The organism is Paenibacillus sp. UNC451MF (genome assembly GCF_000686845.1).
Lineage (GTDB): Bacteria > Bacillota > Bacilli > Paenibacillales > NBRC-103111 > Paenibacillus_S.
This window is the reverse complement of record NZ_JMLS01000049.1, coordinates 1-20,673: the sequence shown is the minus strand read 5'-3', so window position 1 is coordinate 20,673 and position 20,673 is coordinate 1. Positions and strand designations below refer to the sequence as shown.

Below are 20,673 nucleotides of genomic sequence, written 5' to 3'. Positions count from 1 at the left end.
TTAAGGAAGACTCGCCATGGTTAGATCATAAGCTGTATACGCCGCATGGAATTCGATTCAAAATCATGAAGTATCACTTTCCCGCTCAGCATTAACCTAGGCTTGGGCTGTTATAGGATGCTTCATGGGAGCAGAAAATGAGACACTCCCCTTTGTTTTGACAAAAAGCACATCGTCACCCTTAAAGCTGCTGGATTCCAATTGAATCCCGTTATAGTCCGGGGTGTAATGGAACACTATCTTTTTAATGCCGTCACCGGCAATTCGGGCCAAGACCCTTTCAATGCCGATTTCTTTCTGGCTGATAATATCATAAATATCCAGGCGTGACGGCTCTGTTTCATATTGCTGATAGATCACAATAACTTCTTCTTGCTCCAAATAATAAATATCCCTATTGAATACGTTCAGGCAATAAAACATCAAGATCCCTTGGTCATTGGCGGTGCCAAACCGTTGAGAGACCGGCAGCCTTTCCACTGCAAAACGAGCTATGAATTGAAAATCCTCCTTTTTGTTCCCATCTAAAGGACGAATCCCCTCCCCCGCCACCGGCCTTTGACTGGATGCCCATTCAATCGAAAAGAGATGCTCGCTTACCGCCTCAAACCCGAATTTAGGATAAAAATTCAAAACACTTTGATTGGCGAAAAGATACATAACATCACACGTAGCTTCGTATTGCTCAATAACTAGATTCATTAATTCGGTGGAAAGCCCTCGATTTCGATACTCCGGGTGCGTCATGACCGTACCGATTTGTATGGCTTTTTTAACCTCACCGTCAATAATCAAATCCAGCAGATTCACCGATACATTTGCTACCGCTTTGTCCTCATCAAAATAAGAAAAAGGGATGTATCTTTTATTCGAAGCACCTAATTGGTACCAGGTCCCAAACTGTATACCAAATACTCGGACAGCAAGTTTAAACAAACTATTGCGCCGCTGTTCATCGTCCAAATAATCTTTAATCAATTGCAGCTCGCTCATCGTCACTATCCTCCCTTAAGTTGCACGACGGTCTCTTTATTGTACCAAAGGGAAGCGTAGCTTTATTGGGTAAACTTTTTTATATATAATTTGTCATCTAAAAGCTGCTTACGTCAACTCGGTTGCCGTCCGGATCATACACATGGAAATAGCAATTCCGTCGGCGAGCTTTCTGCCGTCCCTGCATCTACTTCTTGAAGTGAAGTATGCAATGCTTGCACCTTGTTCCATTCAGTAACAACCTCCGAATCATTTAATTTATCAGAAACCGCATTGAAACAAACAAATCATAACCAAGTGTTATAGGTTAATGGTATTATATTAACGTTTGGAACAATCTGGCGGGAGGGACATGGATGATAAAAGTAGTGCTTGTTGACGATGAGGAACATGCCCTGGAAATGTTGGGTATCCTGCTGAATGAAATCGGAGAAGTGGTTGTGATCGGCAAATATACGAACCCTTTGGAAGCCCTTGACGCAATGAAATACCTGCAAGCGGACGGGGTATTTTTGGATATCGAAATGCCAGGCATGAAAGGTATGGACCTTGCAAGAGCTCTTCAAGTCATTCATCCAAAAATCCAGATCATATTCACGACGGCGTATGCCGAGCACGCTATAGAAGCGTTTGAAATCCGTTCCATGGACTATCTATTGAAGCCTATTCGTGTTGAGAGGCTCCGTCAATCCGTACAGCGAATTCGGGAAGCTTCGTCGATTCCTAAGGCGGTGACAGATGGGCCATCGGTTCAATGCATGGGCGGATTTGCAGTTCATCTCGGGGCCCCGGAGCAGGGAATGCTGTCCTGGCGAACCACCAAAGAGAAAGAATTATGCGCGTTTCTCATTCATCGTGGAGGACAAGTAGTCGAGCAGACTGTTATTATGGAAGCGCTATGGCCAGAATCCGATGTGGACAAAGCTAGAGCCTATCTTTATACATGCATTTCACTATTAAGAAAAAACTTACGTTCTCATCATCTACCTATAAATGTTAATAAAATTGGCAACGGATATGCTCTTCAGCTCGGCTCTCTCCCATGGGATGTGTTGGAAATAGAAGCGCAGCTGGACCAAACGCTGCGGGGGGAAGGGCTCAGCGCCGAACGATTGGAGAGGCTTGCCGCTTTGTACAGTGGCGATTACTTGATGGATAGCGATTACAGATGGAGTTTAATGAAGCGAGAGCAGCTGTCTGGACGCTATACTGAAGCCTTAAGGAGGCTATGCGCTTATTTTTATAAGCACAATCAGACCGCATATGCCATCCAGTGCTTGCACCATGTATTGGCTGTTTCGCCGGACTCCGAGAAGGAAGGACGCGAGCTGATTAAATTGTACCTCGAGAGCGGCAATCGAAGCGAAGCCATTAAAATATTTAAACAGCTGGAACGCGCAGTAAAAGAACGGCTGGATATCGAGCTGGAGGAAGAAACGTCCAGGCTGTACGATGAAATGATATCCTCATCAGGAGGCAGGAGTATCTCATGAAATCTAAATGGTGATAAGGCCGCCGTTTGTTCAGATTTTGTTAAGATCTGATGTGATAGAATATGGTGTCGTTTTAATGTTGAATTTTGTCGTAAACAGGACTTTAGTCATAAAGCCCAAACGGCAAATTAACAATGACACGCCGAACTACTCATCAAGTCTATCATCTTACAAACGGAGGTCGTTCCATGCAAGGCAAGAAACCGTTTTTGATTCTAATGATCCTATCCCTCGTACTAGGCATGCTTCCCATCTCTTCAGCTTGGGCTGGTTCCTCCTCATCCGGACCGAGCACCATAACGGATCCGAGATCCCTGGCCTACCATGACGGTTATATCTATGTAGCCCAACGGGATGCAGACAAAATTTCAAGGATTTCAGTAGCAACCGGTCAAGTCAGCGATGTGTTGGTCATGAGTAAATATGCAAATCCTATGTCTGTTGCTTTTAACAGTCAAGGCGACTTGTTTTATACTAACGACAACTACACTAGCATCGTCTATAAGATTCCGGCGTCCTCACTGACAGATTTGCCCTTAAATTCGGCACAGATAACCAGTAACAGCCAAATATTTTATACGGGTACAACTTTACATTATCCATATGGATTAGCCTTCGACGCCGATGATAATTTGTACATGACGGATTATACGACCAAAGGCATTTACAAGCTGGGTCAAGGCCAGGTTCTTGAACCGATTTTCCTGAGTACTACGCAACCCCTATACGGCATTAATTTCAGCCCTAACGGAGACCTGTACTTCTTTGATGAATGGGGCAAAATTTATAAAATCGCTCAAGCCGATCTGACTGGAAAAATATTTATAGATCCTTCCAAAAGGCAGTTAATCGAAACCGTACCCGGCGGATTTGGTATCGTATTCCTCCCGGATGGTACGCATTACATCTCTACGTCTAATGTGCACAAGCATACTTTTGTGAACGAGGCCACCGCTGCTGCCAAGGCTTTAATCCCGTCAACTCTTACGGTTACTGAAGGAACCTATTCGAACCTGCTGACCTATCTCAACGGTCTGCCCGGGATGGCAGATACGGGTGTGACACTGACGTTGGCGTCCTCTAATTCTAGCATAGCCAATAACGGTGCCATCACGTACTCCAACACAGATGTGAATGGAAATGTCACGGTGAAAATCAATAAAGTCGGCGATACCCAAGATACGAAGACCATTGCCGTAACCGTTGCTTCCATAGCGCCAGTACCTGACGTGGTGAATACGAACTACTCGGCAACTCCTACCAGCATTACATTGAACTGGGACAATCCGTTGATAAATATGAAAGGTATTAGAATTAAAGACGCTAACGATGCAGTCACTTCATCTGTAACGACCAATACCTATACCTTTACGGGTTTGACTCCAAACACGGCATACAGCTACAAAGTCATCGTCATTGACAATCGGAACATGGAAAGTGCTGGCGTTACCATCCATGCAGCAACACTTGAGGCGCCTTCGACGACACTAACAGGCCTATCTGTTAACCAAAGCAGTGTCAACCTGGAAGAAGGCGGAAGCGCACCTGCAGTTGTTACCGCCACATATTCCGATCATACAAGTGCAGTTGTAACTAGCCTATTAGCTTGGAGCTCAGATAACTCTCAAGTGGCATCTGTATCCAATACTGGAGTCATTACGGCTCATTCGGCAGGTTCCGCTACAATTACAGGCGAGCTGAGCCGTTACACGGTAACTATTTCGGTTACGGTATCTCCCGCACCAATCTCTGTCGATGTCGTATCACTGTCCGTTAATCCAGTCAGCATCATCATTAACCTTGGTAACACAAAACAACTTGAAGTCACAGCAACGTATAGCGATAAAACAACAGCGGATGTAGCTGCATTGTCTGAGTACAAGACCGCCAATGAAAACGTCGTAACGGTAAGTCCTGCCGGTCTCATTACAGCAACAGGAATTGGAACTTCGAATGTTACTGTTACATTCCAAAACCAGACCAAAGTTGTTGAAGTAACTGTTTATCGACCAAGCAGCAGCCACAGCAGCAGTTCTTCTTCTGCTGCTGCCACACAGCCTTCAACAGACACCAAACAGCCTGTAGAGACAGATAAGCCATCTGACAAGTCAACCGAACAGTCAGCTCCAAACGTGTTTAAGAATGAAGCTGTGCAAAACGATAGCCATGTAGTAAACAATATTAAATCCAGAATTGAAGAAGCCCAAAAAAACAATGCCATGATACCCTTCTCCGATACCAAGCAGCATTGGGCAGAAAAGACGATTAATACTTTCATTAAGCTCAAAGTGATTGACGGATACGAAAACGGTCAATTCAAACCGGATAGCGAAATCACTCGCGCAGAATTCGCAACGATCATCGATAAAGTGTTCCAAATCGTTGATACGAACAAGCAATCCGTTGAACTTAACGATATTAGCAGCCATTGGGCAAAGGAAGTTATCGATAAACTTGCGAAGGCAGGTATATTGAACGGATATGGACAAGAATTCCGTCCTGATCAAACTATCACCCGTGCTGAAATGGTTGCCATCATTAGCCGAATCGTAAACATGAATGCCGTACAAGGTAATAATACGGTCAGCGAGTTTTCCGACATCAGCCAATCCTTTGCCGCCAAACAAATTCAAGAATCCGCCAAAGCAGGTATCATTGCCGGTAAAGGCGGGAATAAGTTTGATCCGGAAGCTCCATCTACTCGAGCAGAAGCATTGACGATGATTCTGAACACTTTGAATTTGAGTCCACAAATCAAGAACTTACTGGATAGCATCAAGTAATTCAAAAAAATCACTGCCGTATGGTTACTACCAAACAGCAGTGATTTTTTATTAGATTTTATAACGAGGCTTTTCCTCAAATATTTTCCAGATATGATCCGAACCCTTTAATGTAAGGACGTGGCTGTAATGGGCTGATGGAGTATCAGCGACAAACCCTAACGATCGGTAAAATAAGTCGGCTCCAGGATTATCTGTCTTAAGAACAAGTAAGCTATAATGACGCCTTGCTTCTGAAATGACCGCATCCATTAATAATCTTCCAATACCAAGCCTGCGGCTGCCAGATGAGACATACATACGACGAACTCGGCCAACCTTATTCTCTTTGGCATAAGGGTCCTGGTTCAGTCCACAGACTCCAACCACCTTCCCCTGATGGTACGCAATGAAGATTGCCTCCCCCTGCTTATCGAATGTATTGCGGGCACTCTCATAATCATTTACTAATCGTTGAAGATGGCGAAATCCTTCGTTCGTGCTTTCATTAACCAACAAGGATAGCTCCAAAGTATCCAATCGATTCACCTTTTTAATTACAACCTCATCCATTTCCCCTTCACTCCCCTATTCTCAATCATGGAGAAAAAAAGAGCCTGCCTCAAGGCAAACTCCTCCATTGCGATATCGCTATTCAAACGTACTTCTAATGACTTTATCAGGAACTCGTTCAAACAAAGGACTTACAGATTCTCTGTTATGAATTCGACTTATGGCTTCCCCGAATAAAGGAGCTACGGAAACCAGCTTAAATTTGTTCGAATGCACAAGATGAGGGTTGTCCACTGAATCAGTGCTAAGAATCAGCTCAATTGGGCTGTCCTCAATTTTCCGTACAGCGGCTTCATTGAGCACCAAGTGCGATAAGCAGGCCAGTACTCTTGTCGCGCCCCGTTGGACCAACAGCTTCGATAGTTCAATTAAAGTCCCGCCTGAAATGGAGAAATCATCAATGATCAGGGCAGTTTTCCCCTCGACATGACCGATTAGCTCCAAAATTTCAGCTCGTTCATTGTGATCTGTTCTCGTTTTATCTCCAATTGCGAGAGGAGCGCCTAAGTAGTCAGCATATTTGCGGGCTTGCTTTGCGAACCCTGCATCTGGAGAAACGATAACCAGATCAGATAACTGCATGCGAGCGATGGTTTCACACAGCACGGGGAGGGCAAAGAGATGGTCCACCGGTTTTTTGAAAAAACCTTGAATTTGATGGCTGTGCAGATCCATGGCGACAACTCGGTCCGCACCGGCTAATTCAATAGACTCTGCACACACTCTTGCTCGAATAGAAACCCTCGGCTCGTCTTTTTTATCCCCTTTTGCATAACTGAAATAGGGTAGAATGACAGTCACAGTGTTGGCGCTTGCCCTTTTAAAAGCATCAACCCAAAATAAAATTTCAACGAACTCATCATTAGGTTTTAGGCCGATCGATTGTACAAGGTATACATCTTTATCCCGGACCGTCTCCCCGATTCTGACGAATGTGTTACCTTCGGAGAAAGTCAGCGTCTCAGACTTCCCGACTTCGACTCCCAAATATCGGCACATCTTGTCCGCAAAGGCTTTCCCTGAGCTTCCGGCGAATACTTTGATCTCACCAATGTTCATGTGGCCCTCCTTATTTTGCTGTAACTATATTCACGTATGATTATTCCATAAAAATACATATAATGGATTGACAATTTCATGAACTCTGGACAGCTCATAAGGTATCATTACCCAAACTTAGACAATCGTATGGTCCACTTAGCTATATTTTTTAACTACATATTGCACAGCGTTATTAATTACATGTTCATTCATTATGGTCAATGTATAATCTGTATAAAAAGCAAGATGGGGCGTACAAATCACATTCGGCAAATTGCATATGCTGCTTGATCTGACCGGTTCTTCCGGGAACACATCGAGTCCAGCTCCAAACAGCTTTCCCTGAAGCAATGCAATTTCTAAGGCATCGTAATCCAGTAGCTTGCCTCTTGCCGTATTAATCAGTATTGCCCCATCCTTCATCATTGCAATCCTTTCTTTGCTTATAAGCTGCTCATTGCCTGGTTTTGTAGAGGTATGTATTGAAAGGATATCGGACTGCATTAATACATCCTCCAGAGGGAATCGGTCGATCTCTGCTGTATGATTTTTTGATGAGACCAAAATCGTCATCCCCAGTGCCGCACCAATCTCCGCGACCTTTTGACCTATGGCTCCATAGCCTATAATCCCTAGTTTTTTACCGGATAATTCGTAGTTTGGCGTTAAGTCGGATCTCCAGCGACAAATTGAATATCTCGAACGGTAGCATCCGGTTCTGCGAAAAGAAGCAGTCGCTCACCTTCCACGGTGAGTTCATCCTTCACGGATTGTGATATCAGTTGGAAAGGTTCGATAATCAGCGTCGCTGTGCTTCCTTTACATTTTATTCTCCAAAGGCCTTGGACGAAGCCGTCGATAAGAATCGTCGCTTTGATAATGCCGTTGACAGTAAAAACACGCTTCCTATAATCATCCGCTATAATCCGGGTGCGATCCTTATACGATAGAAGCATGTTGTCAAACTCAGCCAAAAAACGCACAGGGACTGGAGTATCCACATCTGGCCGTTCCCCTCCGGGAACATCGAACAATTCAATGCCATTATCGTCAACAAAGGTGCACAAATGCGGCCTCAGCCGTTCCATCACCTTGCGAAGCTGGGTCAGACCGGACCATACCTGGACATCGGAGATCGATGCAGGTCCAAAAGCTCTCAGGTAGCGAGTAACCAGACTCTCCAGCGTACCCTCACTGGCAAGAGGACTGCCGATCCAACTCACGGCTGAGGTATGAACAGCCTGGCCGCTTGAACCCCATATGCCGCGGGGAGGAGTCTGCACCAGCGGTACCAGCGTGCGGACTACGGCAGAGAGCGCAGACGGATCACAATCCGGCCATTGTTCTTGCAGCAGCTGACCCATCTCACTAAAGGTAAGAGGCTTCTCTTCTACAAGACGTCTGCCGTAGGCTCCAGCCGCATGGAGGTCTATACCATTTAGATACTTTCCATAATTGCCCTTCAACCCCCGGTCCAAAACAGGCTGTACTAAAGGGCGAAGTGTCAAGCAATCACGACTAGTAACAAGAAAGATCGTTGAACGCATGAGAGCAATGCGTACCGCTTGACGGTTCAACAATAACTGAGATAAGGACTCCTGTGTGAAGTCCTTCAATCGTGTCCATAAGCCAAAATAAGGCGGATTAGGGGCTTGCGACTGCAATCCGATAAGATGCTCAAGAACCTCACCAACAGGTAATCGCGTGCGTTCTATAAGAAATTGCCGGGCTAGAAGCGCACGATTGAGGGCACGTGGTCCCAGTACGTTGTCATGCCTTACACTTTCTTGGATGATGGTGCGTTTTGCGTTCATCCTAATTCACCTCTTCATAAACTTAGACGACTTCGTTTCTTTTCCGAAGGTGCATGTACAAGAAAAGGCAGGTAACCGAGCATAACAGTGCGAGAATCGCAATAAACCCATACCCTGCCTGCAGCCCAATAAGCTGGCTATCCACTTCATTCCTCATGGAGAAGATGCTGCGTACCCTATCGATGATATACCCGATCAGAAGATTGCCGATGACGCTCGCAATTCCCATGAGTGTGACAGTAAACGTGATGGCCGTATCTACTCCTTTAACGTATCTCTTGGCGAGCAAGGCCATAACCGTAGGATAGATGGGCGCAATGCCTATTCCCGCAATCGCAAACAGAATGGCACCCTTTTCACCAATCATTATAGCCGCCAAGCTGCAAATGCCAGAGAAAGCGGAAAAAATCATGATCGACAACGTATATCCTATTTTATCGGTAATAGGTCCAAGAAATAAACGCGAGAGCATGAAGAAAAGAAAGAAGATAGACAGCATGCGTGAAGCCTCATCAATCGGCCATGCATAAGCTTTTTCCAGGAAATACACCAGCCAGCTTCCTACAGCAAGCTCCGATACGACCCCGAAGGATAGAACAGCAACGATTAGCCAGGCGACAGGATCGGACACAAGACTGCGGAAGGAGCTATGCTCCCCCGACTCGTGATTTCCCTTCGGAAACCGTCCCAGCAAAGAAGGAATAACAGGCAGCAGTGATAAAGTAAGCATCACCAAATACATCCCGCGCCATCCTAGCTCGCCGCCCATAACATTCCACCCCATCATCGAAGCCGCAATAATAGGAGCAACCGTCGAGCTGAGTCCATAAAAGAAATGAGACAAATTCATCATCGTTCCTGTGTTCTTGGTAAAAATACGGGCCGCCATAATAGCGAGGCCGATCTCAAGCATGCCGTTGCCGAGATACATAATGAAGTAAGCGACGGACAGAAAAGAATAGGACGTGGATAAATACATCAATACACCGGAAACGGCCATGGATGAGAAGGCTATTATGCCGGTCCATTTAATTCCTATTTTGCTCGACAAAATGGAAGTATAGGAGCAGGCTACCAAGTAACCAAGCGAATTTAAGGCCAGCAGCAACCCCAGCTGAGCTTCATTTAAGCTAAAGTCGGCCTGCATTCTGGGAATTGCCGGCCCTTTAATGTTTTCTGAAAATCCGAAGATCAGAAAACCTCCAAACACAACAATAAGCAGCAAAATGTAATTGTAACGACTGTGATTCTCCAAACGTTATGCCTCTTTTCCTTCACATTGTGGAGCCTTTTTCTGAGCCAAATAAACGGCTGTTACATACTCCTTGTTTACAGGTTCGTTGTGATGACTTAATAATTGAGATAAATCGTTAGAAAGCATCTGTTTGCTTTGATGATCGAGCGATAAATAGGAAGATTGGGACTTAAACGCTTTTATAAATTCATCCGGTGTCTGTTCCGACATCCACTTGTATTCGAATGTTTCAAGTAGAGTGAAGTAACCACTCCGTTTTATTTCGTCTATCCTCCTTTGCCTTCTCTCTAGCCTGGATTGAAAATGAAATTGTTTATCCGAGTAACGTTCCAGCAGCTCATATGATTTTGTTATGATTTCTGGCGTGTCATCCGTGTGCTCGTGCCACATTAAAGCAAGAAACCCATTGTCTGAAAGCAGATCGCCACACTTCTTATATTTAATATTCTTATCTATCCAATGGAAAGCTGCAGCCGAATAAATAAGCTGAGCTTGACTTACCGTATTGGATTGCCATGTTTCGAATGGGCTTACGTCAATAGTTACACGAGGGTATTTTTCACAGTTTTCCTTTAATAGGGATGCAAGCTTCTCACCCAGCTCGACACAATGAATTTTTAGCCCCCGTTGGGCAAATGACAATGTCGCCTGCCCTGTCCCTGGCCCTATTTCGAGCAGTTGGTCATTCTTCGTTATCCTTGTTCTGTTGATGATCCAGTCAATCACCGAGGAATCATAGGCAGGCCTTACCTCATCATATAGTTGTGCGTCTGTGTTGAAGGATTCATTTCTTTTCAGAATCGTTCACCTCGCTACTTGGAAATTCATGGATGGGTCTAATATACAATACGACAAATGACACGTATCTCCTGTTCCAAAATCGTACACGATAGAGTTGGTGTTATTTGTATGCACTAAAAAAGAGTACAGACGCTACCCACATCCGCACTCCCTACACAATAGCCGTAATTTTTATAACCTATTCCATAAATGGTTTTTTAAATAATAAAGCGTCGGCAGCCCCGCAAGTACTAGTATAGCTATAACTTTCATCGCCATCCGTATCACAGCCTTCCAACATTTTATACTAAGAATAGCCTAGATTTACAACTGAATCAGTTCGTTTGTACAAAATTCATAAAACGCCGTCTTATATTTTCCAAACATAACTCTTTCACTAACTTTTTTAAACCCTTGATTCTCATAAAAATGGCATAGTTTAGGCCTGTCGGCAGCACAATCCAGTCTTACATATGCTTTGCCAAGGCTCTTTGCTTGCGTTTTTGCCCAATTCACCATCTCTTCAGCCAAGCCTTGTTTGGCGTATTTCCTGCGAACAGCAAGTTTATGCAGAAATAAGGAGTCGTTTTTTTCCAAGTCAGGCCATAAAACGGTATCCTCTTCCTGAAGAATCATGGTTGCTGCCGCTTCTTGGTTTATATATCCCATGTACATCTCCTGCAAGGAGTGCTTTCTCAGCATGTTCTCGACAGTAAATTGACCTTCGCTCCACATCTCCACCCCGCCAATCTTGATCCATAAAGCCGCTTCTCTTAGAATGGACACGAAGTCCTCTAGCTCGTCTTCTGAAATATTTTTGACCCATAATTCCATGGCAGTCACATCCTTTACGAACAGTTACCCTTCACAAGTTCCCGAACCCATTGATAACCGCTTTGGATGAAATCTTTACTCGGATTACTGTGCGGTGTATGTTCAAAAATAAAAACTACGTCTTCACAACTAGATAAAAAATGAATAAGATCTTTGATTTTATATCGATCTCCGTTATTCTCGTGAGTCGGATGAACAGGTATCCAAATATAATTATTGGGTTGTAACTCCACGTTATGCAGGTGAACCATTTTTATGTATTTCTTCCATTTCGTTAAATAGGTGAAAATGTGCTCTCCTGTCTCCATTAAATAATCACCAATATCGATACACAGTTTAATCCCATACTTATCCCATACCTCAACAGGAAAATGGTGCAAATACTCTATCCCTACGGGAGAACGATGGAGTCCAAGCTTAGGCTCGCATACAAAAGGAATCGAATATTTCTCTTGCAACGAATGTAATCTTCGTAGTCCGTTTTCAATTAGTGTATTTACATTTACGGTCTGGGTTACTTCCTCTTTAAAATATGGAAAATGGACTAAAACGTATTTAGCGCCAAGACGGGATAATAGTCTGACTTCATTCTCAAGACGTTCCCATGCCTCCTCCGGCTCCATATACACGTTTTGAATTAAGTCATATTTACTGCCGCTGCGCAGCAATGGCGAATGGACACCATAGGGAATTTGCCTCGATCTAGTTATTTCCAGAAACCGTCGGAAGGCTGCCTCATCCGGGAATTCACCTATTTCAATTTGATCTATATCCTGCCAAAATAATTCCTCAAACAGCTCAGGGTCGGATAAAATTGTACTTCCTGAAACGCCAAATTTATGTTCAGCCACACCAACCACCTCCACATTCCAAATATACCTTATATTACCACAACCTATAAATCTATTATAAATCTCCTCCTCTATTATAATAAAAACCCTTCATCCATAAGTGGAAAAAGGGTCTCAGTTGCTTTCTTATTTAAAATTTAAATGTATGGTTTTACAGCCAAGTGGTTTTATCGCTGTGAGGCGTTCTTGAAGTCGGTGCAGGAGCATCTGCCGGATAGCCGATGAAAATCGTTCCGATCACTTTCTTATTTTCTGGCGATCCGATAAACTTATGCATCCGATCGTCATGGACCAGTCCAATTCCGCGCGTACGCCACACGAAGCCCAGACCCATCTCCGTAGCCGCAAGCCACATCGAATGAATCGCGCAGGCAGCCGCATATTCATTATCCTTGGAGGAAGCAGGGTCATCAGGAATGACATCCGCTGTAACGACAATGACAAGCGGCGTAGCCGTCAAAACTTTTAAAGATTCCTTCACCAAATTCGGCTTGGTCGGAAAACGCTCCTCTAAATATTGAAGCGCCTCCGCCTCGTAACGCTGCTTCGCCTCTCCACGGATTACATAGAAATGCCATGGCTCACGAAGCCTATCATTTGGAGCAAGGGTAGCCGCATCAAGCAGAGCATGAATCTTCTCATCCTCCACTTCCACAGGCTGAACATTGCGTACCGCTCTTCTTTGCTGCAGCAATTCCATAATAGACATGCAGGTTTCTCCTTCCTATCTTTATTTCTTTTGAAAACTAACACATTGTTCAACCCATCGTTCTACCAATTCAGGCGCTGAGGCAAAATGGATATGAGTATATCCCGCAACTAGCGATCCGCTCTCATTGATATAGCCTTCCTGCTTCATTCCGCGCATCCCTTTTGTTTCATAGGCACTTTGGAACGCTGCATCCTGGTTCGGTTGGAAGGTCGAATAGTGAAACTCATGGCCTTTGGCACGGTCCGACGGTCCAAGCAGGAAGTTGCCTTCCATCCCGGTAATGTCCCGGTAGCCTAACGCCGCAAGCTTCTTCTGCATTTTCACGCTGCCAGGAATAAGACCGAGCATTGTATGCCTCTGCCCATCCGTATGCTCGATAGACTCCGTTAAGTACATGAAGCCTCCGCATTCGGCAAGCGTTGGAAGTCCTTGTTCAATCGCGTGACGTATTGATTGCTTGACCGTCTCATTGGCTGATAACTCCTCGGCGAATTCCTCCGGGAAGCCGCCCCCGATATAAAGGCCTTGAACGCCTTCAGGCAGCGTTTCTCCCGCTAGAGGCGAGAAGAATACACACTCTGCTCCGCAAGCTTCCAACAGCTCGAAGTTCTCCTGATAGTAAAAGTTAAAGGCGGCATCCTTGGCTACCGCGATCCTTACGGGCGCTTCAGACCGGCTAGCTCGGCTGCGGAACACAGAATTTGCTTCGGCATTCGATGCCAATGTGACTGCAGGAGATTGTGCAAGCTCCCAGATTCGCTCGACATCTACCGTAGCAGAGACAAGCTCGGCGAGCTTATCGAAGAAAGGCTGAAGCTCGCCCCGTTCAATGGACGGCACCAAGCCGAGATGCCTCTCAGGCATCTCGATATGATCTTCCCGTTTCATGTAGCCGACGACAGGAATATCACATTCCTGTTCGATGGCCTCGCGTACGAGCTTGTAGTGGCCTTCGCTGCCAACCTTATTAGCGATGACGCCAATAATGTTGACACGAGGCTCCAACAGCTGGAAGCCGCGAACAATCGCAGCAGCACTGCGGGCCATGCTCTGGCAGTTCACCACGAGCAGCACGGGAGCCTCCAGCAAGAGGCTGATCTCGGCTGTGCTGCCTTCGTTAGTCTTCGGGTTCTTGCCATCGTAGAAGCCCATGACACCTTCGATGACGGAGATATCCGCATCACGGCTCGCGCGGGTATAAATTTCTTTGACTGTGTCATGCGACAGCATATAGCTGTCGAGGTTGCGGGAAACGCGGCCGGTTACTGCCGTATGATACGTCGGATCGATATAGTCCGGCCCGCACTTGAAGCCCTGCACTTTGCGTCCGAGACGCTGCAAAGCGGCCATCAGGCCGATCGTCATCGTTGTTTTACCGACGCCGCTGCCTGTTCCGGCAATAACAATCTTGCGACTAACGTCCATCGGCTGCCCCGCTCCCTTCCTGCGGGAACGGGATAACGGCTACGGAAATCGTGACATTGCCCGATTTCTTCTTCACCAGCGCCAGCTCTGAGGCGCCGGAGTACAGCTTCGCCGCCGGCTCGCTCACGCCGTACGCGCCGGTGAATTGGAACACAGTGTCCGATGGGGCTTCCATCGTCACTGTGTTCAGCTCCTCGGGCGCGTAGGTCACGAACGCCCAGCCGTGCTTTTGTACGACAGCGAGGAGCCCCTCCTCGTCCTTCTTCAAATCAATGGTGCAGACAGCTTTCACGCTGCGCATCGAGAACCGCAGCTCGGCTAGCGTCTCCGAGATCACTGATTCGATCTCTTCGGCTGACGTGCCTCTATTGCAGCCGATTCCTAGCGCGATCACCTTCGGCCGATACAGCACTCCGTTGGCGAGGATCGCCTCTTCATCCGCGCTAAGTACGCGGTGCGTAACGACAAGAGCCGCCTGAGGCTTCGCCGCTAATGCATCGGCAACATGGCCGTAAGTACGAATATTCGGAGGAAGAGGTGTGTCATACAACCACCAGCCAAGCTCGCCCGACTCCTGAACGACGGCAACCTGCTCTTCATTCACAACAGAGGCGCTGACCGGCGTCAGCTTATCCGCTGACTCCCATTCCCAGCCGAAGCGGCGGCCGAACAAATCGACTGCTATAGTCCCCTGCACATCCGAAGCCGTCGTAATGATCGGCCTTGCTCCCATTGCTGCAGCTACCTCACGGGTCAGCTCGTTCGCGCCGCCCAAATGGCCCGACAGCACGCTGATCACATTCTCCCCTTTGTCATCGATAACGACGATGCCGGGATCTGTTTTTTTATCTACTAACAGCGGTGCAATCATCCGGATCACAGCGCCTAACGAAATAATGATAATGAGTCCTTTATAAGCCGGAAACAAAGCTGGAAACAGCATTCTGACACTGCCTTCAAACAATTGAATCCCTCGTGCCGCCTCATCCCCGCGCTCGAATTTGGACATGTAGTACAAATCCGAATGGCTGAAGGCTCCATGCAGCTTGCGTGCCATCTCTACACCGTGCTTTGTGATGGCTACTATCGCATAATCACCGTGCTGCTCGATCGAAGGAATTTCGCCCTCGCGCAGTGTGATCATGGTTTCACCCCTCTACGGAATCGGTGCGTGAACTCTTTATCGTACAGCTTGGAGCGATATTCATCCTTACCGTGAATATCCGGATCAAGCGCCCAGCCTGCGAGGATCATCGCATGAGAGCGAATCCCGTTGCTGCGCATATCTTGTTCGAGATTAGCAAGCGTAGTCCGGACAATAAGCTGATCAGGCCATGTAGCCCGCTGTACAACAGCAACCGGCGTGTCCTCGCTCCATCCAGCACTCTTCAGCTCCTCAACCACTTTCTTAGTCAAAGTGGCGCTAAGGAATAAAGCAATCGTGCAGTGGTGAGCCGCCAGATCCTTCAGCTTCTCCAGCTCCGGTACCGGCGTTCTTCCTTCGGCACGGGTCAAAATGAGAGTCTGGGTCAGCTCCGGAATCGTGAGCTCTGCGCCGATAGCGGCAGCAGAAGCGAATACCGAGCTTACGCCAGGAATGATCTCGTAGCCGATGCCTTCTTTTTTCAGCAGCGCAATCTGCTCCATAATCGCACCGAACACGGCCGGGTCTCCTGTATGAACGCGAGCGACCATTTTGCCCTGTTTAACACGATCCGCCATTATAGCGACCATTTCGTCCAGATCCATCCCTGCGCTTTTCAGAACCTCTGCTTCCGGCTTCGCCTTAGCAATTAGCTCCTCATTGACCAGCGAATCCGTATAAAGCACAACATCGGCTTCCTGCAAAATGCGAAGTCCTTTTACCGTAATCAAATCGGGATCGCCCGGGCCTGCTCCGATGATATAAATTTTCATTATTTTCTCACCACCATCAACGTTAAATATTCCAAGCCTTTACCTTGAAGCTCACGAATGTTACGCCAGATCATCTCCTCCGAAGAAGTGACCTTAGTCAATACGGCCGCTTTGTCCGTCAATCCGAGATCGCCCAACACATGGATCATCAGATCGATTACTTTAGCGACTTTAATGAATACGACGCAATCATGATTTTCGATAGCGGTACGCATCTTGTCATAATCCTCTGTTGCGGGAACGATGGCTATCTGCTCATCGCCGTCAGCAAGAGGGATGCCTAGTCGGGATGCCGAAGCGTTAATGGACGAAATACCTGGAATGGAACGAACCTCCACTTCAGGATGACGCTCCTTCATAAGACGCATTAAATGAATGAACGTGCTGTAAATCATCGGGTCACCCTCGGTCACGAATGCCACGTCTTTCCCCTGCTCCAGGTGCTCCCACACCGTGCTGACCGTCTTGCTCCACTGCATTTCCAACGCCTCACGGTCCCGCGTCATCGGGAAAGTCAGCCCTATCATTGTCTTTTCTTCCGTATTCACATAAAGCTCGGTTATTGTAAGGGCGTAGCTTTTGGCCCCCATCTTTTTGCGTGGATAAGCAATGACCGGTGATTCCTTCAAGATTCGGAACGCTTTTACCGTGATCAGCTCCGGGTCTCCAGGTCCAACACCCAATCCGTATAAAACACCTAACTTACTCACTTGCTGCCCCCTCCATTTCCTCTCCGCCGGACTCCTTATGCCTAGCCGTAATAATATAAATCGGGTTAAGACCCTCGAATCGAGTCAAATTCAATATAGGCTTGCTTCGCGCAATCTGTGCCAGCGTTATACTCGTCGTAAATCCTTCTTCTTTAAACGCTTTGTTCGCTTCATACAGATTTTCTATCGTCACGGCATTTAACACAATACGTCCGCCCGGACGAAGACGACTGCAGCAAACATGGAGAAGCTCCTCCATTTCGCCTCCGCTACCGCCTATGAATACGGCATCCGGATCGGGAAATTGCTCCAAGCCTTGAGGTGCCCGACCTTGAATAGCTGTAATATCCGTCCGAAAACGATGCATGTTGTCGAAGCAGTTTTGCAAATCGGCTTCATTCTTCTCGATCGCATACACTTCGCCATACCTTGCAATCCGTGCCGCTTCAATAGCGACAGACCCGGTGCAGGTGCCGATATCCCAGACGATGCTGTCCGGCTGAAGCGCCAGCTGCGCCAAGCTCATGACACGGATTTCTTTTTTCGTAATGAGCCCTTTATCCGGCTTGCGCTGAATGAACATCTCATCATCGATACCCATAGGCCAACGTTTGCCTGCCAATGCATCTTTCGAGGCGCTCAAAATCATCACGTTCAGTGGTGAAAACTCATGCTCTTCAAGCTCCTGCAGCTCATACCAGCCCGTCCGTTCGTCGGAGCCGCCCAAATTTTCCGCTATAAATGCCCGATATTCCGTCATTCCGAAAGACAGCAAATACTTAGCGATTTCCTTGGGACTATTCGTCTCATCGGTCAGCAGCGCTACCTTCGCCTTTCCGTCGATCCGCTGAGCCAGCCCCTTTATGCTCCGTCCGTGAACGCTGGTTACGTAAGCGTCCTGCCAGCTCTGGCCCATCCGTGCAAAAGCCAGCTGCAGCGAGCTAACATTAGGGTAAATCTCCACGTTCAGCTTGGAGGATAAATAGCCCCCGATTCCGTAAAATAATGGATCTCCCGATGCCAGCACGACGACCTTGTGCCCCAGCTCCGCTTCCGATTTCAACCGAGTCACGAGCTCGGACAAGCCACCTTTAATGGCTATGGTTTCTCCGCTGTAATCCGGAAAAAACTGCAGCTGCCGCTCTCCCCCGACCAGCACTTCGCTCTCCGCTATCCATTGTATATATTGAGGCAGCATGCTTCCCTGACCGTCATCACCGATGCCGATCACTTTCAGCGCTGCCAGTTGATTCGTTTGCTTCAACCTGCACTCCCCCGATACCGATTGCTGAATATAAAAGCTTAGACTAACTCCCGCAAGCCTTGGCATTGCAGCTAGTCCCCTATCTTACTGGCATGGCCTAAGAGATTCGCCTTCATCGAGATGATGACGGTTTCTATCTCCATGCCGCCCTGCACTTCCTTCAGTCCGGCTTCACAGCAATAGGCGCACAGTCTCTCAAAAAAGCCGAGATGGCCCCACTCCATCATCAAGTCTCCAACAAGAGCCGCCGTATTCGCATCCAGAATACTGGCTGCCTGCACCTGGGTCGCCCCTGCTTCTTCCGCTACTTGAGCGAGGAAGCCGAAGTCTACCGGAGCGCTTTTGGAATGGACCATCATGACACCTTGCGCGACTTTGGAAAATTTGCCCATCATCCCAACGAGCGTCACTTTCTCGATGCCCTGTCTCTTGCATTGCGTCAGCGCAAAGCCGATAAAGTCGCCCATCTCGACAAAGGCTTCCTCCGGCAAATCCGGGTACATATCGATGCCATACTTCTCCGTACGGCCGCCTGTTGAAAGGACGATATGCTTGCAGCCGCATTTAACCGCTACTCGTATCGCCTGGGCTACACTCGCTTTGTAAGCAGCCGTGGAAAAAGGCACCACAATGCCCCGTGTGCCGAGAATCGAGATGCCGCCAACGATGCCAAGACGCCCGTTCAGCGTCTTCTTGGCAATTTCTTCGCCATCAGGCACAGAGATGACGACTCTGACCCCGCGATGGATGTCGTATTCGTTTAAGACGGAGGCAACCGATTCGCGAATCATCTTGCGCGGAACCGGATTAATCGCCGCTTCTCCGACAGGGACAGGAAGGCCTGGTTTAGTTACCCGACCCACGCCGATGCCGCCATCCAGCTCGATTCCTTCTTCGTCCCGCCAATGAACTTCAGCGATAATCCTCGCATTATGAGTAGCATCCGGATCATCGCCCCCATCCTTGATGGTCTCAGCTTCTGCCCGCTCCGCCGAAAATTCGCAGCGCACCATCGTAAACGTCACATGCTGCCCGATGGGCAGTCTTATCGTCGATTCCGTTTGAAGCTGCTGCTCAATCAAGGCTGTCACTGCCGCTTTGGCTGTTGCCGCAGCGCAGGAGCCTGTCGTATAACCATGTCTAAGCGGCTTGGAATCCTTCGTATCTGCGCCTTTATCCATAGCCATCGTTTAGATCCCCTTAACCGAGACGTTCCGCCATTAAGGAAATGGCGTTCACTGCTGCTACGGCTACCGGGCTTCCGCCTTTACGCCCGATATTCGTAATGAACGGAATATCCAGCTTCGCGAGCTCTTCCTTGGATTCTGCCGCAGACACGAAGCCTACCGGAACGCCGATAACCAGACCCGGCTTCGCTACGCCTTCCTTCACAAGACGGATTAACTCCAACAGAGCCGTAGGCGCATTACCGATGGCATAGATGCCCCCGTCCGCTTCTTGAATCGCCTTGCGGATCGAAATAATCGCTCGGGTCGTGTTAAGGCGCTTCGCCTCTTCCATTACGTCTGCATCGGATATGTATACCTTCACGTCGCCTCCGAATTTGGCGATACGAGGCTTGCTAATGCCTACCTGCACCATTTGCACGTCAGCCACGATCGTTTTGCCTGCACGGATTGCCTGAATCCCCGCCTGTACGGCATCTTTATGGAACAGCATGCTGCGTCCCAGCTCGAAATCCGCCGATGCATGAATAACCCGCTGTACGACCGAATATTGTTCGTCCGTGAAAGGATGCTCTCCCAGCTCCTCAGTAATCATCCGGAAGCTTTGCTCCTCGATCTCTTGCGGCTGTACCGTCAACGGTTTAAACTCCGTTTTAAAATCCATCTTGATTACGCCTCCTGCAGCAGTTCGTTTAGTTTATTAATGACTCCGTCAAACTCGCTAAAATAAGTGCCATAGTCGACCGAAGGACGACCGATGACAATCGTCTCAATCCCAAGCTCCAGCGCGGATTCCAGCTTCTCATCCACCGCCCCGACCTTGCCGCTCTCCTTCGTGATCATCAGGGTAACATTATAATGAGTATATAAAGCCTTGTTCAGTTCCTTGGAAAAAGGCCCCTGCATCGCAACAATGTTTTTTTGCTCCAGCCCTAGCTCCTCGCATTTTTCCATGTTGTCTCTGCGAGGCAGCATACGAGCAACCAATGTTGTATTAGGAAGGCCAAGCAGACGCTTGGCAAAGATGTGCAGCGTCTTGCTGCCTGTAGTCAGCATGACGAC

The 20,673-nt window shown here is 47.5% G+C and carries 21 protein-coding genes; 2 read left to right on the top strand and 19 right to left on the bottom strand.

Annotated features, from left to right (window positions below; translation table 11 throughout):
* Nucleotides 1-96: 96 nt before the first annotated feature.
* Nucleotides 97-993 carry a GNAT family N-acetyltransferase gene (locus BP97_RS0129935; protein WP_028552405.1) on the bottom strand — a complete coding sequence of 299 codons (897 nt, stop codon included), beginning with the start codon at nucleotides 991-993 and terminating at the stop codon, nucleotides 97-99.
* Nucleotides 994-1,101: 108 nt separating this feature from the next.
* Nucleotides 1,102-1,224, bottom strand: coding sequence for a hypothetical protein (locus BP97_RS41500; protein WP_269321935.1), 123 nt, complete (start codon nucleotides 1,222-1,224; stop codon nucleotides 1,102-1,104).
* A gap of 125 nt (nucleotides 1,225-1,349) precedes the next feature.
* On the opposite strand from BP97_RS41500, the gene BP97_RS37890 reads away from it, so the two are divergent.
* Together BP97_RS37890 and BP97_RS0129920 are read left to right on the top strand one after the other, a co-directional pair.
* Nucleotides 1,350-2,486 carry a response regulator gene (locus BP97_RS37890; protein ID WP_051621054.1) on the top strand — a complete coding sequence of 379 codons (1,137 nt, stop codon included), beginning with the start codon at nucleotides 1,350-1,352 and terminating at the stop codon, nucleotides 2,484-2,486.
* A gap of 188 nt (nucleotides 2,487-2,674) precedes the next feature.
* Nucleotides 2,675-5,269 carry an S-layer homology domain-containing protein gene (locus tag BP97_RS0129920; protein ID WP_028552404.1) on the top strand — a complete coding sequence of 865 codons (2,595 nt, stop codon included), beginning with the start codon at nucleotides 2,675-2,677 and terminating at the stop codon, nucleotides 5,267-5,269.
* A gap of 51 nt (nucleotides 5,270-5,320) precedes the next feature.
* On the opposite strand, the gene BP97_RS37885 is transcribed toward BP97_RS0129920, so the two are convergent.
* The 17 genes from BP97_RS37885 to BP97_RS0129835 all read right to left on the bottom strand — a co-directional run.
* Complete coding sequence (locus tag BP97_RS37885; RefSeq protein WP_051621053.1) at nucleotides 5,321-5,821, bottom strand: GNAT family N-acetyltransferase; 501 nt, start codon at nucleotides 5,819-5,821, stop codon at nucleotides 5,321-5,323.
* 78 nt (nucleotides 5,822-5,899) lie between these two features.
* Nucleotides 5,900-6,880 (bottom strand): ribose-phosphate diphosphokinase, encoded by a 981-nt coding sequence (locus BP97_RS0129910; protein WP_028552403.1) that lies wholly within the window; start codon nucleotides 6,878-6,880, stop codon nucleotides 5,900-5,902.
* A 138-nt stretch (nucleotides 6,881-7,018) separates the two neighbouring features.
* Nucleotides 7,019-7,552: a 2-hydroxyacid dehydrogenase gene (locus tag BP97_RS37880; RefSeq protein WP_081824431.1), complete on the bottom strand. Its 534-nt coding sequence runs from the start codon at nucleotides 7,550-7,552 to the stop codon at nucleotides 7,019-7,021.
* Nucleotides 7,528-8,676 carry a winged helix DNA-binding domain-containing protein gene (locus BP97_RS0129900; protein ID WP_036746796.1) on the bottom strand — a complete coding sequence of 383 codons (1,149 nt, stop codon included), beginning with the start codon at nucleotides 8,674-8,676 and terminating at the stop codon, nucleotides 7,528-7,530. The genes BP97_RS37880 and BP97_RS0129900 overlap by 25 nt, the downstream gene beginning before the upstream one ends.
* 22 nt (nucleotides 8,677-8,698) lie before the next feature.
* Entirely contained in the window at nucleotides 8,699-9,931 is a 1,233-nt protein-coding gene (locus BP97_RS0129895; RefSeq protein ID WP_028552400.1) for an MFS transporter, read from the bottom strand.
* Nucleotides 9,932-9,934: 3 nt separating this feature from the next.
* Nucleotides 9,935-10,657: an rRNA adenine N-6-methyltransferase family protein gene (locus BP97_RS0129890; protein ID WP_028552399.1), complete on the bottom strand. Its 723-nt coding sequence runs from the start codon at nucleotides 10,655-10,657 to the stop codon at nucleotides 9,935-9,937.
* A 378-nt stretch (nucleotides 10,658-11,035) separates the two neighbouring features.
* The gene (locus BP97_RS0129885; RefSeq protein WP_028552398.1) at nucleotides 11,036-11,545 is read right to left on the bottom strand and encodes a GNAT family N-acetyltransferase; all 510 of its coding nucleotides are present in this window, start codon (nucleotides 11,543-11,545) and stop codon (nucleotides 11,036-11,038) included.
* Nucleotides 11,546-11,559: 14 nt separating this feature from the next.
* Nucleotides 11,560-12,396 carry a sugar phosphate isomerase/epimerase family protein gene (locus BP97_RS0129880; protein ID WP_036746794.1) on the bottom strand — a complete coding sequence of 279 codons (837 nt, stop codon included), beginning with the start codon at nucleotides 12,394-12,396 and terminating at the stop codon, nucleotides 11,560-11,562.
* A gap of 151 nt (nucleotides 12,397-12,547) precedes the next feature.
* A complete protein-coding gene (locus tag BP97_RS0129875; protein WP_028552396.1) occupies nucleotides 12,548-13,105 on the bottom strand; it encodes a nitroreductase family protein in 558 nt (185 codons plus the stop codon).
* A 21-nt stretch (nucleotides 13,106-13,126) separates the two neighbouring features.
* Nucleotides 13,127-14,533, bottom strand: a complete 1,407-nt coding sequence (locus tag BP97_RS0129870) for a cobyrinic acid a,c-diamide synthase CobB (protein ID WP_028552395.1) — start codon at nucleotides 14,531-14,533, stop codon at nucleotides 13,127-13,129.
* On the bottom strand, nucleotides 14,523-15,677 hold the full coding sequence (locus BP97_RS0129865; protein ID WP_028552394.1) for a cobalt-precorrin 5A hydrolase: 1,155 nt from the start codon (nucleotides 15,675-15,677) through the stop codon (nucleotides 14,523-14,525). The genes BP97_RS0129870 and BP97_RS0129865 overlap by 11 nt, the downstream gene beginning before the upstream one ends.
* On the bottom strand, nucleotides 15,674-16,450 hold the full coding sequence (gene cobM, locus BP97_RS0129860) for a precorrin-4 C(11)-methyltransferase (RefSeq protein ID WP_036746792.1): 777 nt from the start codon (nucleotides 16,448-16,450) through the stop codon (nucleotides 15,674-15,676). Before cobM ends, BP97_RS0129865 begins: the two co-directional genes overlap by 4 nt.
* On the bottom strand, nucleotides 16,450-17,160 hold the full coding sequence (gene cobI / locus BP97_RS0129855; protein ID WP_028552392.1) for a precorrin-2 C(20)-methyltransferase: 711 nt from the start codon (nucleotides 17,158-17,160) through the stop codon (nucleotides 16,450-16,452). Before cobI ends, cobM begins: the two co-directional genes overlap by 1 nt.
* A complete protein-coding gene (locus BP97_RS0129850; protein ID WP_028552391.1) occupies nucleotides 17,153-18,397 on the bottom strand; it encodes a bifunctional cobalt-precorrin-7 (C(5))-methyltransferase/cobalt-precorrin-6B (C(15))-methyltransferase in 1,245 nt (414 codons plus the stop codon). The genes cobI and BP97_RS0129850 overlap by 8 nt, the downstream gene beginning before the upstream one ends.
* A gap of 98 nt (nucleotides 18,398-18,495) precedes the next feature.
* Nucleotides 18,496-19,611, bottom strand: coding sequence for a cobalt-precorrin-5B (C(1))-methyltransferase (locus BP97_RS0129845; RefSeq protein ID WP_028552390.1), 1,116 nt, complete (start codon nucleotides 19,609-19,611; stop codon nucleotides 18,496-18,498).
* Nucleotides 19,612-19,624: 13 nt separating this feature from the next.
* Nucleotides 19,625-20,275 (bottom strand): precorrin-8X methylmutase, encoded by a 651-nt coding sequence (locus BP97_RS0129840; protein WP_028552389.1) that lies wholly within the window; start codon nucleotides 20,273-20,275, stop codon nucleotides 19,625-19,627.
* A 5-nt stretch (nucleotides 20,276-20,280) separates the two neighbouring features.
* Nucleotides 20,281-20,673: precorrin-6A/cobalt-precorrin-6A reductase (locus BP97_RS0129835; protein WP_028552388.1), on the bottom strand; the 393-nt coding region annotated here is incomplete at its 5' end.